Origin of the sequence: Pseudoalteromonas phenolica, from assembly GCF_005886345.1 — a bacterium.
Classification (GTDB): Bacteria; Pseudomonadota; Gammaproteobacteria; order Enterobacterales; family Alteromonadaceae; genus Pseudoalteromonas; species Pseudoalteromonas phenolica_A.
Genome location: NZ_PNEC01000057.1, coordinates 47,879 through 65,656 on the forward strand (window position 1 = coordinate 47,879; position 17,778 = coordinate 65,656).

The 17,778-nt window shown below is 38.6% G+C and carries 16 protein-coding genes and 1 pseudogene; 10 read left to right on the plus strand and 7 right to left on the minus strand.

Translation table 11 applies throughout. The annotated features are described in order from the left end of the window. The first annotated feature begins 177 nt into the window (after positions 1-177). The 3 genes from ppc to cdd all read left to right on the plus strand — a co-directional run bounded on the left by ppc (position 178) and on the right by cdd (position 4,341). A complete protein-coding gene (gene ppc, locus CWB72_RS17915) occupies positions 178-2,811 on the plus strand; it encodes a phosphoenolpyruvate carboxylase (protein ID WP_138634267.1) in 2,634 nt (877 codons plus the stop codon). A 254-nt stretch (positions 2,812-3,065) separates the two neighbouring features. Next, entirely contained in the window at positions 3,066-3,437 is a 372-nt protein-coding gene (locus CWB72_RS17920; protein WP_130256229.1) for a hypothetical protein, read from the plus strand. Positions 3,438-3,480: 43 nt separating this feature from the next. Then, complete coding sequence (gene cdd, locus CWB72_RS17925) at positions 3,481-4,341, plus strand: cytidine deaminase (protein WP_138634270.1); 861 nt, start codon at positions 3,481-3,483, stop codon at positions 4,339-4,341. Positions 4,342-4,370: 29 nt separating this feature from the next. Here the strand turns inward: cdd and udp are convergent, their stop codons facing one another. Beyond that, positions 4,371-5,129: a uridine phosphorylase gene (gene udp / locus CWB72_RS17930; RefSeq protein WP_130256227.1), complete on the minus strand. Its 759-nt coding sequence runs from the start codon at positions 5,127-5,129 to the stop codon at positions 4,371-4,373. A 157-nt stretch (positions 5,130-5,286) separates the two neighbouring features. On the opposite strand from udp, the gene CWB72_RS17935 reads away from it, so the two are divergent. The 3 genes from CWB72_RS17935 to CWB72_RS17945 all read left to right on the plus strand — a co-directional run bounded on the left by CWB72_RS17935 (position 5,287) and on the right by CWB72_RS17945 (position 8,237). Next, positions 5,287-6,066, plus strand: a complete 780-nt coding sequence (locus CWB72_RS17935; RefSeq protein WP_130256226.1) for a DUF2189 domain-containing protein — start codon at positions 5,287-5,289, stop codon at positions 6,064-6,066. 282 nt (positions 6,067-6,348) lie between these two features. After that, entirely contained in the window at positions 6,349-7,461 is a 1,113-nt protein-coding gene (locus tag CWB72_RS17940; protein ID WP_138566619.1) for an arginase family protein, read from the plus strand. Positions 7,462-7,520: 59 nt separating this feature from the next. Then, entirely contained in the window at positions 7,521-8,237 is a 717-nt protein-coding gene (locus tag CWB72_RS17945; RefSeq protein ID WP_138634273.1) for a transporter substrate-binding domain-containing protein, read from the plus strand. Positions 8,238-8,261: 24 nt separating this feature from the next. Here CWB72_RS17945 and CWB72_RS17950 read toward each other — a convergent pair. Both CWB72_RS17950 and CWB72_RS17955 read right to left on the minus strand, forming a co-directional pair. After that, positions 8,262-8,459, minus strand: a pseudogene (locus CWB72_RS17950) (VF530 family DNA-binding protein); the annotation flags it as partial. 17 nt (positions 8,460-8,476) lie between these two features. Then, entirely contained in the window at positions 8,477-8,776 is a 300-nt protein-coding gene (locus CWB72_RS17955; RefSeq protein WP_138634278.1) for a DUF1496 domain-containing protein, read from the minus strand. A gap of 91 nt (positions 8,777-8,867) precedes the next feature. Here CWB72_RS17955 and CWB72_RS17960 point away from each other — a divergent pair, with 91 nt between their 5' ends. After that, positions 8,868-9,098, plus strand: a complete 231-nt coding sequence (locus tag CWB72_RS17960) for a TIGR02647 family protein (protein ID WP_130256221.1) — start codon at positions 8,868-8,870, stop codon at positions 9,096-9,098. Positions 9,099-9,117: 19 nt separating this feature from the next. Here the strand turns inward: CWB72_RS17960 and maiA are convergent, their stop codons facing one another. After that, positions 9,118-9,744 (minus strand): maleylacetoacetate isomerase, encoded by a 627-nt coding sequence (maiA, locus tag CWB72_RS17965; protein WP_138634280.1) that lies wholly within the window; start codon positions 9,742-9,744, stop codon positions 9,118-9,120. 67 nt (positions 9,745-9,811) lie between these two features. Next, the gene (hmgA, locus tag CWB72_RS17970) at positions 9,812-11,107 is read right to left on the minus strand and encodes a homogentisate 1,2-dioxygenase (RefSeq protein ID WP_138634283.1); all 1,296 of its coding nucleotides are present in this window, start codon (positions 11,105-11,107) and stop codon (positions 9,812-9,814) included. 130 nt (positions 11,108-11,237) lie between these two features. On the opposite strand from hmgA, the gene CWB72_RS17975 reads away from it, so the two are divergent. After that, complete coding sequence (locus tag CWB72_RS17975; protein WP_138634286.1) at positions 11,238-11,657, plus strand: MarR family winged helix-turn-helix transcriptional regulator; 420 nt, start codon at positions 11,238-11,240, stop codon at positions 11,655-11,657. Positions 11,658-11,703: 46 nt separating this feature from the next. Here CWB72_RS17975 and CWB72_RS17980 read toward each other — a convergent pair whose 3' ends face one another. Together CWB72_RS17980 and CWB72_RS17985 are read right to left on the minus strand one after the other, a co-directional pair. Continuing rightward, positions 11,704-14,841, minus strand: coding sequence for a TonB-dependent receptor (locus CWB72_RS17980; RefSeq protein ID WP_130256217.1), 3,138 nt, complete (start codon positions 14,839-14,841; stop codon positions 11,704-11,706). Positions 14,842-14,889: 48 nt separating this feature from the next. Next, positions 14,890-15,750, minus strand: a complete 861-nt coding sequence (locus CWB72_RS17985) for a S1/P1 nuclease (RefSeq protein WP_436409868.1) — start codon at positions 15,748-15,750, stop codon at positions 14,890-14,892. A 176-nt stretch (positions 15,751-15,926) separates the two neighbouring features. Here CWB72_RS17985 and CWB72_RS17990 point away from each other — a divergent pair, with 176 nt between their 5' ends. Together CWB72_RS17990 and CWB72_RS17995 are read left to right on the plus strand one after the other, a co-directional pair. Continuing rightward, positions 15,927-16,847 (plus strand): PhnD/SsuA/transferrin family substrate-binding protein, encoded by a 921-nt coding sequence (locus CWB72_RS17990; protein ID WP_252371591.1) that lies wholly within the window; start codon positions 15,927-15,929, stop codon positions 16,845-16,847. Then, positions 16,844-17,758: a hypothetical protein gene (locus CWB72_RS17995; RefSeq protein WP_138634289.1), complete on the plus strand. Its 915-nt coding sequence runs from the start codon at positions 16,844-16,846 to the stop codon at positions 17,756-17,758. Before CWB72_RS17990 ends, CWB72_RS17995 begins: the two co-directional genes overlap by 4 nt. Positions 17,759-17,778 lie beyond the last annotated feature (20 nt).

Sequence of the window (17,778 nt, forward strand, 5' to 3'; positions counted from 1 at the left end):
TGGTTTTATGCTGCTTAGTAATTAAGTAGTTAAAATTACGCTTAAAATGCATAATGAGATCACTCGATCTGCCTTTAATTCTCTGTATAGTAGAGAGTAATTATTGAACAGTGTGTTTAGAGCAAGGCGTGTTTTAAGCAGTTTGTTTTTGAGAAATAATAATTAAAAGGAGTCGTTATGGTGGAGCAGTACGAAAACCTGAAAGCGAATGTGAGCCAATTAGGTGGCTGTCTAGGTCGTATTATCGAGCAAACACTGGGTGAGGGAATGCTAGAAAAGATTGAACAAATTCGTCTTTTATCAAAATCATCTCGTCAAGGTGATACTGATGCCCGAGCCACATTGCTAGACACTTTACATAATCTGACTGATCAAGAACTATTACCTGTTGCACGTGCATTTAACCATTTTTTGAATCTAGCTAATGTAGCAGAACAATTTCATACAATTTCGGTGACAGGTGCCCCTGAAGGTATTTACAAAGCATTGAACGAGCAAATCGAAAAGCTTTCGAAAATGTTAGCAAACGGCGAATTAAACCATGCGCAAGTTGAGTCTGTGCTCGCAGGGTTAGACATCGATTTAGTACTAACAGCTCACCCCACCGAAGTGACACGTAGAACCATTATTAACAAACACGTACAACTGAGTGACTGTTTATCAGCTCTTGAATTACAGTGTCTTGATGTAGACGAACGTAAAGTAATTATTAGCCGCATTGAGCAATTGATCAGTCAAGCTTGGCATACCAATGATATACGGGCTAAACGCCCAACTCCCCTTGATGAGGCGAAATGGGGTTATGCAGTTATTGAAAATAGTTTATGGCATGCCGTCCCTCAGTTTATTCGTTACTTCAACCAAGTTACTCAAGATAAATTAAGTATTCAGTTAAAGAAAATTCATAGTCCAATCCGTTTTACGTCATGGATGGGCGGCGATAGGGATGGCAATCCATTTGTGACCTCTGAGGTGACCCAATCAGTACTAGATCATGGCCGCTGGATGGCGATTGATTTAATCTCTCGTGATATTGATATGCTCAGTAGCGAACTTTCTATGCATCAAGCAGATGAGCATGTGAAAGTATTGATAGGAGAGCAACACGAGCCTTATCGTTATTTATTGAAGCAGTTGAAAGGCGAACTTGATGAAACCATTCAAGCGCTCGAGAATAAAATTAAAGGTGAAGTAGGCTCAGAGCAAGAAGTGATCACACAGATTGAGCAAGTAAAATCACCGCTTACGCTCATTTATAACTCGCTGCATAACTGTAATATGCCGCAAATTGCGGATGGACTGCTACTTGATACGTTACTCAGATTAGAGTGCTTTGGTATTAATCTCTGCAGCTTGGATATCCGTCAAGACTCATCTCGTCATGCTGATGCGATTGGTGCCATTGTCGAGCACTTAGAACTGGGTGATTATACAGTTTGGAGCGAAGCCCAGAAGCAGCAGTTTTTGATTGAAGAATTAGCATCAAAAAGACCACTATTGCCAAAAAACTTCTCTGCCTCTGATGAAGTTGAAGAAGTTTTAAAAACTTGCCAATTAGTGAGTCAGCAAACCACTGATAGGCTAGGCATTTATATTATTTCAATGGCGCAATATGCTTCTGATGTGCTGGCTGTTAAATTACTTTTAAAAGAAACGGGTTGTCGTTTCAATTTACCCGTTGCCCCGTTATTCGAAACTTTGGATGATTTAAATCGGGGGGCTGATGTTATAAGCCAATTGTTAGCCTGTGATTGGTATCGAACTCATATCAACCATAGGCAATACGTGATGATTGGCTATTCAGACTCAGCGAAAGATGCGGGTATGATGGCCGCTGGTTGGGCACAATATCAAGCTATGGACAAACTACTAAAAGCTGCGAAAGATTTTGGCGTTGAGCTGCTATTATTTCATGGTCGTGGTGGCACAGTGGGTCGTGGCGGAGCACCAGCGGCTCAGGCTTTACAATCACAGCCTCCTGGCAGTTTGAATAACGGCTTGCGCGTTACCGAGCAGGGTGAAATGATCCGCTTTAAATATGGATTACCCAAAGTCGCGGTACAAAGCTTTTCTATTTATACCAGCGCAATCATTGAAGCGAACTTAACCCCTGTACCATCACCTAAATCTCATTGGATTGAAGTGGTTGAGCTGATTGCCCAAAGCTCATGTAAATATTACCGACAAATTGTCAGAGAAAATCCAGATTTTGTCGCATACTTCAGACAAGTCACCCCTGAGTTGGAATTGGCCAAGTTACCCCTTGGCTCTCGACCATCAAAACGTAATCCGAATGGCGGCGTTGAGAGTTTAAGAGCCATTCCATGGATATTTGCTTGGAGTCAAAACCGATTAATGCTGCCTGCTTGGCTTGGCGTTTATCAAGGCTTACAAGCTGCAATTGATCAATACGGCGTTGAGATATTGCATGAAATGCGTGAGCAATGGCCGTTCTTTAGAACACGATTAGAAATGTTAGAAATGGTGTTTTGTAAAACAGACACTTGGCTATCTGAGCATTATGAAAAAGTATTGATGACAACGGATGCTAAAGCGCTTGGTGCGCAGCTTAGACAAGACCTTAAATCAGCTCAAGCACTGATAACAGAGTTGGCACCAGGAAATACCTTATTACTAGAGCAACCATGGTTAAGACAATCTCTACAATTGAGAAATCCATACATAGATCCACTTAACTTACTACAGGTAGAGTTGTTAAAACGCACCAGAGAGCATGAAAATGAACAAATTGATCAGGCACTCATGGTTACTATGACAGGTGTTGCTGCAGGTATGCGAAACTCAGGTTAAAGCTCACTAACAAAAGTTATAAATAAACAATAAGTGTTAATTGAATAGTAAAAGTATGGGCTCTAAAACTCATACTTTTTGCTATTTTTATGGCTTGTTTTTGGTTTTTTTGTATTAATTTGTTGACTGTTTAGATTGTATACATAGAATCTCACCCGGTATCATTCAGGTTTTGATTAATTTTATCTATTAGAACCCATTTGCTATAGAGCAACGGGCGTGCATTTACTTGGGTTGAAGCTTTTTGAGGTTTTATGTCTACATTATCTACCAGTATTACTTATGACGAATCAACATCACTTGTGATGATGACTTTAAGAGGGGTTGTTTCTGCTGAGGATGTAATAAAAACATATCAAAGAGCGAACACTTACGCGATGAATTATAAGTCTTCAAAGTTATTAATTGATGTTACTGAGTTAGAGCATGATTTTGCTGCAATCGATATTGTTTCATTAATGCCCAAAGTTGCTCATGCGCTTCACAATATCAAGCTTGCCCGTGTTGTGAGTTTTGATGGCTATATGCACGACTTATTTCTTCAAAAGGCAAAACGTTTCGGTATCACGGTAGAAAACTTCGATTGTTTCAAAACAGCAAAGAATTGGTTGTCTAACACTAATTAAATAGATAGACTGTTTGGCCGTTTTCATAACGTGTGGCATTTTTATGCTAACGATTTCAAAAGAACTAGAACAAGAATTACAACAAAAAATTCAATCTAACAGCGGTGTCATTCCTAAAACACTGCTTGATTCATTAATGGCTAAGTTTGATATAGAAATCAAACAACTTTTACAAAGCCTTCTACCCATAGCTGCAAGATTTTCAATTGCACCTATTTCTAATTTTAATGTTGGTGCGATAGCCTACAGTAGTGACTCAGGGTGTGCATACATAGGGTCAAATCTAGAATTTAATCACGCCGCATTGTGTTTAGTGGTTCATGCTGAACAATCTGCTATAAATACAGCTTGGTTGAATGGTGAAACACATATCTCACACATCGCCATCACCGATGCGCCTTGTGGTCATTGCAGGCAATTTATCAATGAAGTGAAGTTATCTGAACAGATAGAGATACTATTACCAAATACGAATACTTCATTATCAGAGCTGTTACCTCACTCTTTCGGTCCAGCAGATCTGGGTAATGAAACACGCCTTCTTGATGTATCAGCTCCTAAAACCACCGTTCCTAAACTACCTATATCATCAGAATTGCTTAAACACTACCATGCCTCATATGCGCCATATTCAGGTAATAAATCGGCAGTAGAAATAGTAACCGCGCAGCATGGAAATTTTTATGGACGTTATGCTGAAAATGTGGCGTACAACCCAAGTTTATCTCCGTTACAAAGCGCCTTGAGTCAAATGGCACTTTCAGGGCTGAGTCTAGATAAGGTTGAAGTGGTTGAAATTACTTTAGTTGAAACTGAGCAATATAAAAATCAATCGGGTGTAGCTGATGTAGTATTAGAGAGTTTTACTGGTAAATATGAAATAAAAAAAGCGTATGTGAGCTAGGCTTTCATACGCTTTCAAAGCTGCAAAGACTATTTTTCTAGCACGATTTCTGCAGCTTTTAGAACAACTGCAATTGCTTTTTGTTCTATTTCTTGATGATCTACATTTGGGATCTCTTGACGAGTTCTATTTACTAGCACACCGGCGATACAAGCCGCTTTCAAACCTAAAGCTGCGCACATAGTAAATAAGGTTGCAGACTCCATTTCATAGTTCATTACATTGAGTTTCTGCCACTCTTCACAGCTACCTTGGAACGCTTTATTCACATAACCAGAGTATGTATCGTAGCGCTCTTGACCAGGATAGAAAGTATCACTCGATGCCGTTATGCCGGCATGATATGTCACGCCGATTTCTTCACAGGCCTGAACCATTGCAGCGGTTGAATGGAAGTCAGAGACTGCCGGGTAAGACAGAGGAGCAAAATGATGACTAGCGCCATCAAGTCTCACCGACGCCGTGCTTACTAAGATATCACCTTCGTCGATGTGAGGTTGTATTGCGCCGGTTGTGCCAATTCTTAGAAAAGTTTTAACACCCAGTTGGGCGAGCTCTTCAACTGCAATTGACGTAGAGGGGCCACCGATCCCAGTTGAGCAGATCACGACAGGTTGTTGTTTTAGTTCTGCGAGATAGACGTGAAATTCTCGTGTTTTTGCAAGGCAAATACTGTTATCGAGTTTGTTAGCTATGCGCTCTGCTCTTTCAGGGTCGCCAGGCACAATCGCTAAATTAGCACCTTTTAATTGCTCGGTGCTTAGGCCCAAATGAAATACCTTATCCATAGTAAACCTTATTAGTAATAAAACCGTAGTTTGAAAGATTAGCGTAAAAAGTACAGGACACATGTCCGTTATCTTTTGTTCGTGTTAATGCAATTCCTTGCAAGATTGGAGTTGTTCTTCTAAACATTAATATAGCCATAACAAAAAAGAGGTTATTATGCCAGCTTCACCACCAATAGATAAAAATACAGAGTTTGCTCGCTGTCTTAAAAGTAACAAAATTAACTCACTTGCTCCGTTTCATTGGTTATCCCTTGCGATTGCCGATATGGTGAGAGCACCAATGCTTAGCTTAATATATGGTTTAGTATTTACTACTATACCTGTTTCTATTTTATATTTGATTTATCAGCTAGATACACACCTGGTTATTCTTCCTGCTGCAGTAGCTTTTGCGCTTATCGGGCCAGCTTTTGCTGCCGGCCTTTATGATGTAGCTTGGGAGTTAGAAAAGGGTCATAAACCAACGCTAGGACATAGTTTGAAGTCTATGTTTAGAAACCCAGCCGGAGAGTGGGGGTTTGCAATTCTATTAATGGTAATTATGATTGTCTGGATGCGTTTAGCTGCACTTGTGCACGCATTATACCCGAATGTACCAAATCCAACTTTTGAACAACTCCAATCATTTTTAGCTTTAGGTAGTCTTATTGGTGGAATATTGATGATGGGAGTGTTCGCAATTTCTGCTTTTACGCCTCAAATTATTATGGAGAGACGTGTAGATATAATGACTGCCGTTGTGTCTTCCATTAGTGCAGTTAAGAATAACTCTTCAGCTATGATAGTGTGGGCATTCATTATATTAATTTTAGTAACGCTTGGTTTTGCTACTGCTGGAATAGCTTTTATTGTGATAATGCCATTGCTTAGTTATGCCAGTTGGCATGGCTATATTGCAGTTATAAAAACCAAAAAACCAAGAGCTTACGAGTAAAATATTCATCTGTAGTGAATATTAAACCAAAGGCAGTTTTTCTTCACAACTGCCTTTGTTGACATAAAACCATAAAGTGTTATATCTCAAAGAATAATCCATAATTTTATTTTCCATTTAGCGTCAAATAAAACACAATCTTTTGTTTTAAAAGGATTAAGTTGAATTTTATACGTGTGTTTTGACGCGTGTGTTCTGTGCGCTACAGCAAGCACAGACTTTGATGAGATAATTTTCTTAACGATGTTTTAGCATGAATATGCAAAATGAGCAGAGGTTTCTATGAGTATTAGCAAAGATAAATTTTATATTAAAATGATCAAATGTTTGTGTCCACCTGGTGATGGTGTTTTTACTGTTAATACTGCGAAAGAAAGAAAAGACGCTTTGCGTACAAAACTTTACGGACAAACTGAAGATATTGAACAGATTTGGAAAGAGTCATTACTAAAAATTGAAGAGTCAGAGCATAAAGCGGCAATATTAGGAATTAGCTCTGATTGTGGCGGCGGTATTTTGCGCGGAGCTAATTGGGGTCCACTATTTTTAAGAAGCACATTAATAGAACAGCAACCTCATGTTGAGGCGTTTGATTTAGGTGATGTTCGCGTTATCCCTCACCTTCTGCATGATAAGTATTTGAATGATGGCACTATAGAGAATTGTCAAAAGGCACTTTATCAAAGTACTGAAGAAGGCTATCACGTATCACCTTTGTCAATCACTGAAGATGTTTGTGATGGTTTCTACCAGCATTATCCAAACAAAGGCATTTTCGGTATTGGTGGTGACCACTCGATTAGTTATCCATTAACAAAATCGTACTTGAAAGCTAAAAGAGATGCGGGTAAGCGTACTGCTATTATTCACTTTGACGCACATACAGACTTGTTAGTAGAGCGCTTAGGTATCGATTTATGTTTTGGCTCTTGGTGTACACACATTCTTGAGTTCTTACCTGCACCACATCATTTAATTCAGTTTGGTATTCGTTCAAGTGGTAAAGACAAGTCTCATTGGGAATCAACGTTTGGTGTGAAGCAACACTGGGCGCATGAAATCAGAGAGCGTGGCGCTCAGGCAATCGTAGATGATGTTATTGCACAGTTGCAAGCTGACAATGTAGATGAGCTGTATGTTAGTTTTGATATCGATGCTTTAGACGAACAGTGGGCATCAGCAACAGGCACACCAGAAGGTAACGGAATGACACCTGATGAAGCCATGGTTATTTTGAAGGCATTGTCTGAGCGCTTCCCAATCACAGGCGCCGATATGATGGAAATTGCCCCTTTTACTGACAGCTCATTAGTCGGTCAATCAAGTTCAGAAACAACTTTACGTGAAGGCGCGAAAATATCAGCATTTCTTCTAGATGCGATAAATCGTAGTTAGGCTATAGTATTAGGTGGTGAATAGTTTATTCATCACCTTTTTTATCTATAGGGAGTACTATGAAGGCGTCGTTTCTCATTGTTTCATTACTATTTTCAACAAAACTCTTTGCATACACACTGAATATAGTTACCGAATTATTCCCGACTTATCAATATCTTGATGCTGATGGTAAATTAGCTGGTCCAACCGTTTCGAAAGTTACTAGCGTACTTGTTGATGCTAATATCCAGTTCAATTTATCTGTTCAACCCTGGCACATCGCATATAATGCGGTGCAGCGAGATAGCGACACATGTATATTTTCTATCGGAAGAAACAATGAAAGAGAAGATATGTTTAGCTGGTTATTTCCTTTAGCAGAATTCTCAAGTTCTTTTTATGCATTGAAAAGCCGTAAGATAAAACTCGATGTTTTAGAAGACGCCTTAAAATACCGTACAGCAGTAATAAGAAATAACTTCAGCCACCAATACTTAAAAGAAAATGGTTTTACTGAGCAATCACAATTAGTTGTTATTTCGAGCTTTAATAATGTTTTAGATATTTTAAAAACAAGAAAAAATCAATTGGACTTGGTTGTACTAGGTGATGCTCAAGTAAAAGCCGCTTCGAAAAACAGTACACTTTTGGCTGAATTAGAGCCTATTTTACCAATTCAAAACATAAATAATAAGCTCTATTTTGCCTGTAATAAGCGTGTTCCAAAATATGTTACTGACAAAATTAAGCGAACATTTAAAATTTTAAGTCAGCAATCACTTCTTAATAGGTGACCACTTAAAGCCATGAAATGTATCTAAATAAAGTTGTTCAACTTTGTCTCTTGCCCAAGGTGTTTTTCGCAAAAACTTTAGACTCGATTTGATGCTCGGATCGTGAGTAAAACAACGAATATTGACAATATTGCCCATTTCTTCCCAGCCAAGTTCAGCTTCAAGTTTAATTAATATTTCTTCTAGTTTTACACCATGAAGTGGGTTATTTGGTTGTTCCATAAATAATGACTTCTTATTTAGTTAATGCGAATGGATTTCTTTGGCTTTTGAGGGATCGGTTGCCCGTTTTCATCAGCAATTCGCCATGTTAGTTGGCCATTGGTTTGATTATCGAACTTGTTAGCACAAACGAAAAGTTTATCAGCCATGACAATCAATGCACCTTCACTGTATTTAGCATCTTTATACCAGCAAACAGCATTTAGATTGTCTAAAAACAAATTAGCTTTGTTCAATTTGGGGGTCGCGTAAGCATAACCTGAGATAAATACAGAAAATAAAACTAAGCTGAGAAAACTAAATTTGTTGTATGTCATGGCATAACTCCTATTTTTAGCTAACCTTAGTTTAGTTCAAGAAAATTTGAACCTATATTACCACAACAACAATAATTTAATGGGAGAGGTTATGGCTATAGACAGTAATTTTATGGCTGAGTTAACGCTTTTATCAAAATTTCCGCGCTCAAGCATGCAAAAAGGGATCAAACTTCATAAAGACGCTGATCCTAGTTTAATTGAAGCAGCTGAAAGGCTGTATCAAAAAGGAGTGATTGATAGTCCTGATGGTGGGTATTTGACTGACTTAGGTTTAGATTTGATCGGACATTTAGATCAAGTACATTGTGCGCTCCAGTAAGCGCACAATGAATGTAATATTAAGCAGCGTCGAATTGATTTTCAGGCGCTGCATCAATAAATGCTTTATGTGTATTACAGTGGTTGTAAATAGCCTCAATTTTTGGGAATTGACTCATATCTACTTTAAATCTTATCGCATTAAAGACTTGAGGTACCAAACACGCATCGGCAAGTGTTGGTTTATTTCCAAAACAAAACTTATCACCGGTTAGCATGGTTTCTAGTTTATTAAATCCTTCAATTACCCAGTGTCTGTACCAAGTGTTCTTTTGTTCATCATCAACATTAAGTTCATTAGATAAGTATTTAAGTACACGCAAGTTATCGATTGGGTGTATGTCACACGCTATGGCATAACAAAAATTTCTAACTTGAGCCTTCTGCCATGGGTCATTTGGCAGAAGAGGGGTGTCTGTATGGGTTTCTTCTAACCACTCTAAAATTGCCAAAGATTGTGCTAAAACACCTTGCTCAGTTTCTAACGCAGGCAGTAAGCCTTGGCTATTTTTATTTGTATATTGTTCGCTTGTTTGTTCTGCTTTTAAAAGATTGACAGCAGACATTTCATGAGCGATGCCTTTTAAATTCAGTGCAATGCGAACTCTATACGCTGCCGAAGAACGAAAATAGGTGTAAAGTTTCATATTCAGATCCTTAATCACGACAAAGGCACGCTGTTGCGTGCCTAATATTTATAACATTATAGGAAGCTTAAGCGCCCTTGAAATATTTTTTAATGCCTTTCCAGCATTCTGCATAGTTTGATTGTCTCTCTTTACCTTCAAGTGCATATTTTGTTGGTGAAATTATGTAACGAGACTCGAACATGAAAGCTAAAGTATTTTCATATCTTTGCGGCTCAAGTTCTGCGTTTGATGCTTTTTCGAAAACATCGGCTTCTGGTCCATGTGGCGACATACAGTTATGTAAGCTCATACCTCCAGGAACAAAACCATGCTCTTTAGCATCATATACACCTTCGATTAAGCCCATAAACTCACTCATAATGTTACGGTGATAATAAGGCGGACGGAATGTATCTTCTGCAACCATCCAACGTGGAGGGAAGATCACAAAGTCAACATTGGCTACACCGGCTGTACCAGATGGAGATGTTAGTACAGTAAAAATTGAAGGATCTGGGTGGTCAAAACTTACGGTGTTCATCACGTTGAAGCGCGCAAGGTCATATTTGTAAGGCGCGCTATTACCAGTCCAAGCTACAACATCTAATGGTGAATGACCAATGTCACAGCGGAAAAGGTTACCGTTAAACTTAGCTACAAGCTCAAAATCACCTTCTAAATCTTCGAACGCTGCTACAGGATATTGGAAGTCACGCTCATTTGTATAACCGTTGGCACCTACAGGACCACGCTCAGGCAGAATGTAAGGGTGACCGTAGTTTTCACAGATATAGCCACGAATACTGTCGCCAATTACTTCAACTGAGAACTTGATACCACGAGGAATAACCGCAATTTCGCCAGGCTTTACTGCAAGTTTTCCGCACTCAGTATGTAAAACCATTTCGCCTTGTTGAGGAACGAACAGCAATTCACCATCGGCATTATAAAAATAACGACCTTGCATTGATTTGTTAGCAACATAAACATGTATGCCAATACCGACTTGGCCGTTTGCACTGCCATTGGCTGCCATGGTTACTAGACCATCGACAAAATCTGTTGCTTCACTAGGGATGTCGATAGGGTTCCAGCGTAACATAGTAGGTGGCGTTGGAACTTCAGTAATTGGTGCCGTTCGTAAAAGACCATTATCCATCGCTTGGTAATCACCCTGAACAACAGAAGGGCGGATACGATAGAACCAATTACGACGATTGTCAGCACGTGGTGCCGTGAATGCAGTGACGTTAAATTGTTCTGCATATAGGTCATATTTTACTTTTTGTGGTGAGAATTGACCTATAGGTAATGCTCCCGGTAAAGCTTCGGTTTCAAATTCGTTACCAAAGCCCGTTAGATATTGATATTCAGTACTCATTGCTTCGACTCCATATATGTTTGCATTTAAGATACTCTCATGTGAGACTATATTCAAATTACATAAAGAAATTACCTTGTAAGTTTTTGTTTACAATTGAGTGCGGTTTGCAGAATTTAAAAGACAACTTATGTTAGAAATCAGCCAGTTTTTACCTTATCAACTTGTTCACCTAGCAAATAAAGTTAGTGATGACTTTGCTAAAGTGTATATAAGTGAAGCAAATTTAACGACACCACAATGGCGAATTATGGCACATTTAGCACAAAATCAATTCAGTGCTAAACAGTTGTGTGACTTGGCAAGAATTGACAAGTCGACAATGTCTCGAGCAATTAAACAACTCGAACAAAGGGGACTAATCAAACTAAAACAGGATGAAGGAGATAAACGCAGTAAAGTATTAAACTTAACAGATGAAGGTTTGAGTATTTATAAGCGTATTTCTATATTGGCCAAAGAGTGGGAAACTGAGTTACTAAGTGAATTAACCCAAAAAGAACAAGCGTTGTTTAGGTCAGTGTTAGAAAAGTTAAATGCTAGGATATAAAAAAGGCCAACATCTGTTGGCCTTTTATATCTAATTAATAATTCAATTAGAACGTGTATTTCACACCAAAACGCATTTCCCATACAGACACATCACGTTGAATGCTCTGCTCAGAAGCCGCTGCATTGAAGTTAGAGTAAACGTATTTACCATCTACAATTTTTGCATCGATAACTCGGTTACCTACGAAGTCACCCTTACGCATTACACCCCAATCATCATTTAACATGTTGGTAAGGTTATCGATAACGAAGAATACCTCACCTTTGTGACCGTCCATGAATCCAGGTACTTCTTGTGTGATCTTGAAGTCTAACTTAGTGAACCAATCTGCATTTTGGCCATTACGAGGTGCAATCTGACCACGCTCTAAGCCTTGTTCAGAGATCCAATCATGGAAAGCTTGAACATCTTCAGCAGACATATCGTAAGTGACGATATCATCATTTACTTCAGGTACATACATTAACTGACGACCGTCACGAGAGTTCCAGCTTGCATCGCCAAATGCACTGTCACTGCCTGAGAACAGGTAGCTGTATGGTTGACCTTTGCTTGCTTGACCGAATAAGTTGAACTTAGTTTTGAAGCCATCGATTAGCTCAACTTTATAACCAAGTTGTAAAGTGAAACGATGCGGTACTTCGTAATCTGAAGTTGCTAACGCAGGTGAAGTAGGATCAAATGTCGCAATGTTACCGTAGTTTGAACCAGCAGTTGAGCTAGTCATTGGGTTAACATCTTGAGAATCAGTGTATGCATAAGAAAGCGTTAAATCAATACCGTTATCGAAACGCTTGCTCATAGCTGCAGAGATAATGTGAGACTTAGCATCAGGGCCTGAAACGTTAGTCAACATGTAATCGCCAGTACGAGGCTCATCTTCATCATCGTATTCACGAGCATCAAGAAGCGGACGACCATCTGGTGCAGTTTTATCAGTTTTGTAAAGTGCTATATCTTTTACAAGCGCCGAATTCTGCTTGTCAGTGTAAAGGTAATCTAAGCTAAATACATACTCATCTTCAGTTGTATAAGTAGCACCTAATGCTAGTTTCCACTCTGAAGGAATTTCGAAGTTAGGGGCAGTTGAGTTAACAGCACCATCGCCATCACCGATAGCAGTGTTACCGATAGCGTCGTACATGTCTTTAGGTGTATCATAACCAGGTGTTCCACCGTGGAAGTTAGTTAGCTCTGTTTCAAATAGATTTGGGTAAAAACCAGTTTTACCAATTTGAGTTACACCGTCGTTTGAGTATGCGTTTGAAAGCCATACGTTCGGGTTACCACCAGAGTAAAGACCGATACCACCTCGAACTTCTAGCGCATCGTCAACATACCAATTGAAACCAACACGTGGTTGAAGTAAATCAACACCGTCAAGGTTTTTAGTATTCATGATGCCATAGCGCTCTTCAAACTTTTTGTTTTCAGTAGGGCTATCATCACTTGTATAACGATCATAACGTAAACCAAACGTTAGAGTTGCATCGATATCTGAGAACGCATACTCGTCTTGTACGTAGAAAGTATGTAACGCATAGGAGAATGAAGCAGCTACATCGCTTGGATTGTTAGTACCAGCAGAGTTGTTATAGAACGTGAATGCAGAACCGTTTTCATAGTCTTCGATTGAGCCGAAACGGAACTCACCTTGAGTATGTTGCATGAACAAGTTGAATACGTTTAGCTCTTCAAACTCATAACCAGCAGTGATTGTGTGCTCGTCTAGGTAATAAGTACCCGCTAATTTAAGCGTGAAGTTATCCCAGTCTAGGTCATTTGATTGACGTGAGTCATCAGGTCCGATGAAAACAGTACCACCATCAGGAGTCTTGATTTGGAATTCACCAAAGCCAGATGCTGCATCAAGGGATTGTTGACGGCCGTCTAAGTCAGTTTTACCTATACGAACTTCTGTAGATAATTCGTCGGTCCAGTCTGAGTATACAGACGCTACGATTGACGTCATTTCAGCGCCTTGCTCGTAGAAGTGATTACTTAGAGGAAGCTTCCTGCTACCACCGTCTGACTGGTCTAAACGAAATCCATCATTCCAGTTGTAAACAAGGTTTGCACGGTGACTATCGTTGATGTTCCAGTCTAATTTAACAAGTAGCTTTTCATCTTCAACAGGCATACTAGGTACCATAGTACCAGGGTTATACTTGTACTTATCATTTGTAATTGCAATGATGCGATCTAAGTCAGATTTACTAACCGTTTTTTCAAATGCACTGTAGCTGAACTGTTCAACACCTTCTAACTTTTCATAAGAAGTGAAAAGGAAGAGTGAATCTTCGATAAGCGGCATTCCAACGTGGAAACCGTAACGCTTCTCAGTGTAGTCGCCGTTATCAACGTCTTCACCTTCGATTTTGTCACCTTTCATTGAATCATTGGTGTAGTCGTAGAACATACCGCCGCTGATGTCATTACCACCAGATTTAGTAACCGCGTTGATGTTACAAGAAGTGAAGCCACCATATTGTACATCGAAAGGCGCAAGTTCAACTGCAACCTGGTCGATTGAGTCAAATGAGAACGGTGCACGAACAGTTGGGTAGCCGTTTGAGCTTAAACCAAAGTTATCGTTCATACGAACGCCGTCTAGAGTAAGGCTGTTAAAGCGTGGGTTACCACCACCACACTGGATAGCGCCACGGCTTTCATCTACATAAACACGTGGGTCAGCACGAACAATATCACGAAGGTCGCGGTTAATTGCAGGCGCTTCTTGAAGATTTTCAAGGGTGAAAGTTGCTGCAGGACCTGTGCCACCAGACATTTGACTGATAGGGCGGCCAGTAACAACGATTTGTTCGATATCTGAAGGCGCTTTCAACTGAACGTTTACTGGATAATCAGAACCAAGAGAAAGGTAAACATTTTCGATTAGTTGATCTTCAAAAGTTGTTGAATCAACGATGATTTGGTAAGGACCACCTACACGTAAACCTTTAGCAGAGAAGAAGCCTGCATCATTTACAGTCGCAACTTTTGTTGAACCAGAAGGCAAGTGCATGATAGTTACAGTCGTACCTGTAGCTGGATTACCCTGAGGACCAACGATTTGACCTTTCACTGCTGAAGAGGTTTCGTTAGCAAACGCAGCGCCACTTGCACCAATGCCTGCCATTACTGCAAGCGAAAGTGCTGTTTTGCGTAGTTGAGTTTTCATTTTATTGTTTCCCGTGTTGAGATTAACTAACTTAATTTTTTGCATTCTTTAACTACGCTTTTTAATAAGCGCTTGCGTTAAAGGTTTAGCGTTTTTGTCAAAAATTTGATTTAAAAGCCCAGCTAAACGAATACCACCTTGTGATAACCGCTTTTTGACCACTGGCATATGTTTATATACATAACCATAGCTAAGCTCAGTTTCTTCCTCGTTATAAATACGAGTAGAAATTTTATTCGATTCTAAAAGCCAATCAGCAGGTTGGCTGTTAAGGTAATTCTTTATAGTCTTTGTGTTTGACGTTTTTATGAAATTTGCAAATTCGGTGAAAGATAAATTTTCATTTTCAATGAGATGCGTATCCCAAGTACTGTGAAGATTTGTTTCTTTACCAAAAAAAGACACTTTAATTAAATTTCCGCCTCTGTCTTCTGAGCGGCCAGCGTGAAATGGCTGGTGACCATCGCCAACTAAATGAACTAAAAACTTAAGCGCAAATTGCTTCTCTGATAAAGCACTATCTTTATCTTTTAATACATTAATAGAGAAATAAATACCGTCTAAAATATGAGCAACTTTGTCTTTTGAGTCAATAGAAGTGTTAACATATTGATGCATTTTTTTTGCATCTTTAATATTAATGTAATGCCATTTGCTTGATTGCCTTTTCCAAAAATGCGCTTGATTAGAACGCATTTCATCAGGCCAAGTTGAAACTTGTGCTAAAGACTCGCCATTTAACAGGGGGTTGAGAGCGTTTTTTGTTTGCTCTGTTAAGTGCATTTCAGCAATTTCACCAATGACACGATGTCCATTTTGCCCCCATGCGAAGACTTTAAATGAACTAAATGCGGTTAACATTGTCATAGTTAAAGCAACAGTTTTAGTCAGTGTTTGCAATTCAAGCATTTTAAACCTGTTTAATTGGGAATCTTATTAAGGTCAATTGTCCGTGTTTTTCAAGTTTGAATAAAGGACTCAATCTTATTCATCATTACTTGTTAACAAAGTATATAAAACAAAAGTTTATGAATTTTAAATAAACTTATCTATTGCAATGGGTAAGTTAACTTGCTCTAATAGCGGTGATATCAATAAACTTACTTTTTGCTTTGTTAAATAAATATAAATTATCTTTAAAAACTATATTGTTTCTTACATTGATTGTAAGTACGTGGCTAACATGGTTTTTATCCAATACGTTAGTAAATGCCCCGAAATGGGTTTTGCACCCAGTTCAAGAGCATAAATACCAATGCAACATTACAAGTTCTGAAAATCCAGCTGTATTTAGGGTCAAAGTACCGACTGATCACCTAGCTAATCAAGTAACACATGCACTTTGTAACAACGAAGTCGTTCGCCGCCAATTTGGTAAGGTTGAAGTATTCTGGGGGGGGAGTTTAGCTGAACAAATAGAATTCTTTGGTAAAGGTGTTGCAGATTTAATACTGAGTAAAGAAAGTATCTTATTAGCCCTTAGAGCTGATGCAACTCATAATTACACACCTATTATTGGCTATTCTAGTTATTCTGCTTTTTTCATTTCAAATAAAGAAAAACCTAAACTTAATAAAGCTTACTTTTTAGATAAAAGAATAGGGCTGCTTGACTATCCTACAAGTCGGTCAGGTCATATCCTGCCGAAAAAAGTATTTAAATCTCTTGATTTGGATATCACTAATTTAAACATCACTTATGTCAGTTCACATGACATGCTACGAGAAAAGTTGGCTAACAATGAAGTTGATATAATTGCATCCTATTGGAATGGTCAGAAAGATGAGGCGTTATTTTCTAAAAATTATATCGCACCAATAGGCGAAAATATCACCGGTAGTCGATGGTACTTAAAACTCTCGGAAGAAAACACTGATTTAGCCTGTGCAATTCAGTCTGTTACTAAAGAAATTGCGCAAGCGGGAGGGAGTGCTTACTTTGATTCGTTAGTGGAGTTTTGGCATTGCAGCTCTTCGCCATATAAATTTATAGGAGGCGTAGAATGATTAATAGACCAACTATAGGTTACGGACTATTTGTATTCCTTACGCTGCTATGTATTTTTTACCTGGGTCAGAATAGTAAAATTGAATTTAATATCGCAGCCAATAAAGCAGAGATTGAAAAGAGAATATCACTAGATATTAATAGTTTACCCTTGGCTGAGCCGTTATTTAACTATGCAGGTAATCAGCAAGAAGTCGATAATTACATTTTTCAACTGAACCAGCAATTAGACAAAAATAATTCTCGTGTGTTAGTTAAAAAGATTTCATCTAATTTACCTGAAAGCACTGACTACTCGGAATTGAGAGGAAACCATAAAACTATCTATGTGGATTATGTGGTTAAACGAAGTCATAGTCTTTCTACATACATAGTCGTAGTTTTATTAACGCTAGTAAATGTTTTTTTACATAAAAGAGTATTTGCAAAACATGTAGCAAATAGAACTAAAATCTCTAACAAAGCAGAAGTAAAAGAAAAGCCAAAGTTGATAATTGATTTATATTCAAAATCATTGCTAATAGAAGGCAATAATGAACTCACTAGCCAACTAGCGAATAAACCGCTTTGTTTCTATTTGGCTATGATTGAGTTTTGTACACAAAACCCCGATACGAACTTACATCTTAATAAAGATGTGCCTGATGCGCTATTAGAAATTGCTGATAAATATTTTCATAGATTAGCTGTCTTAGGTCATACAGTTAGAAAGCGTCCAAATTTTTCTAATAGCTTAGAAAAGACACTAAGTGAAATAAGGGCATCACTAGATGAAGTGCTTTCTGATTATCCTGATTTAAAATCCAAATTATATCCGCCGAGAGCACACGGAGAAGGTTCGCGTTCAAAATTACACAGTTATGGTTTGAAAGGTTTTGCTGATACAGATTATGAAGTAAGAGGAAAGTAATTGTTTTAACAGTATGCCAA

What these genes read in the sequence shown, in the direction of transcription:
- ppc (WP_138634267.1), top strand. Translation starts at nt 178, where the DNA reads ATGGTGGAGCAGTACGAAAACCTGAAAGCGAATGTGAGCCAATTAGGT.
- CWB72_RS17920 (WP_130256229.1), top strand. Translation starts at nt 3,066, where the DNA reads ATGTCTACATTATCTACCAGTATTACTTATGACGAATCAACATCACTT.
- cdd (WP_138634270.1), top strand. Translation starts at nt 3,481, where the DNA reads ATGCTAACGATTTCAAAAGAACTAGAACAAGAATTACAACAAAAAATT.
- udp (WP_130256227.1), bottom strand. Translation starts at nt 5,129, where the DNA reads ATGGATAAGGTATTTCATTTGGGCCTAAGCACCGAGCAATTAAAAGGT.
- CWB72_RS17935 (WP_130256226.1), top strand. Translation starts at nt 5,287, where the DNA reads ATGCCAGCTTCACCACCAATAGATAAAAATACAGAGTTTGCTCGCTGT.
- CWB72_RS17940 (WP_138566619.1), top strand. Translation starts at nt 6,349, where the DNA reads ATGAGTATTAGCAAAGATAAATTTTATATTAAAATGATCAAATGTTTG.
- CWB72_RS17945 (WP_138634273.1), top strand. Translation starts at nt 7,521, where the DNA reads ATGAAGGCGTCGTTTCTCATTGTTTCATTACTATTTTCAACAAAACTC.
- CWB72_RS17955 (WP_138634278.1), bottom strand. Translation starts at nt 8,776, where the DNA reads ATGACATACAACAAATTTAGTTTTCTCAGCTTAGTTTTATTTTCTGTA.
- CWB72_RS17960 (WP_130256221.1), top strand. Translation starts at nt 8,868, where the DNA reads ATGGCTATAGACAGTAATTTTATGGCTGAGTTAACGCTTTTATCAAAA.
- maiA (WP_138634280.1), bottom strand. Translation starts at nt 9,744, where the DNA reads ATGAAACTTTACACCTATTTTCGTTCTTCGGCAGCGTATAGAGTTCGC.
- hmgA (WP_138634283.1), bottom strand. Translation starts at nt 11,107, where the DNA reads ATGAGTACTGAATATCAATATCTAACGGGCTTTGGTAACGAATTTGAA.
- CWB72_RS17975 (WP_138634286.1), top strand. Translation starts at nt 11,238, where the DNA reads ATGTTAGAAATCAGCCAGTTTTTACCTTATCAACTTGTTCACCTAGCA.
- CWB72_RS17980 (WP_130256217.1), bottom strand. Translation starts at nt 14,841, where the DNA reads ATGAAAACTCAACTACGCAAAACAGCACTTTCGCTTGCAGTAATGGCA.
- CWB72_RS17985 (WP_436409868.1), bottom strand. Translation starts at nt 15,750, where the DNA reads ATGCTTGAATTGCAAACACTGACTAAAACTGTTGCTTTAACTATGACA.
- CWB72_RS17995 (WP_138634289.1), top strand. Translation starts at nt 16,844, where the DNA reads ATGATTAATAGACCAACTATAGGTTACGGACTATTTGTATTCCTTACG.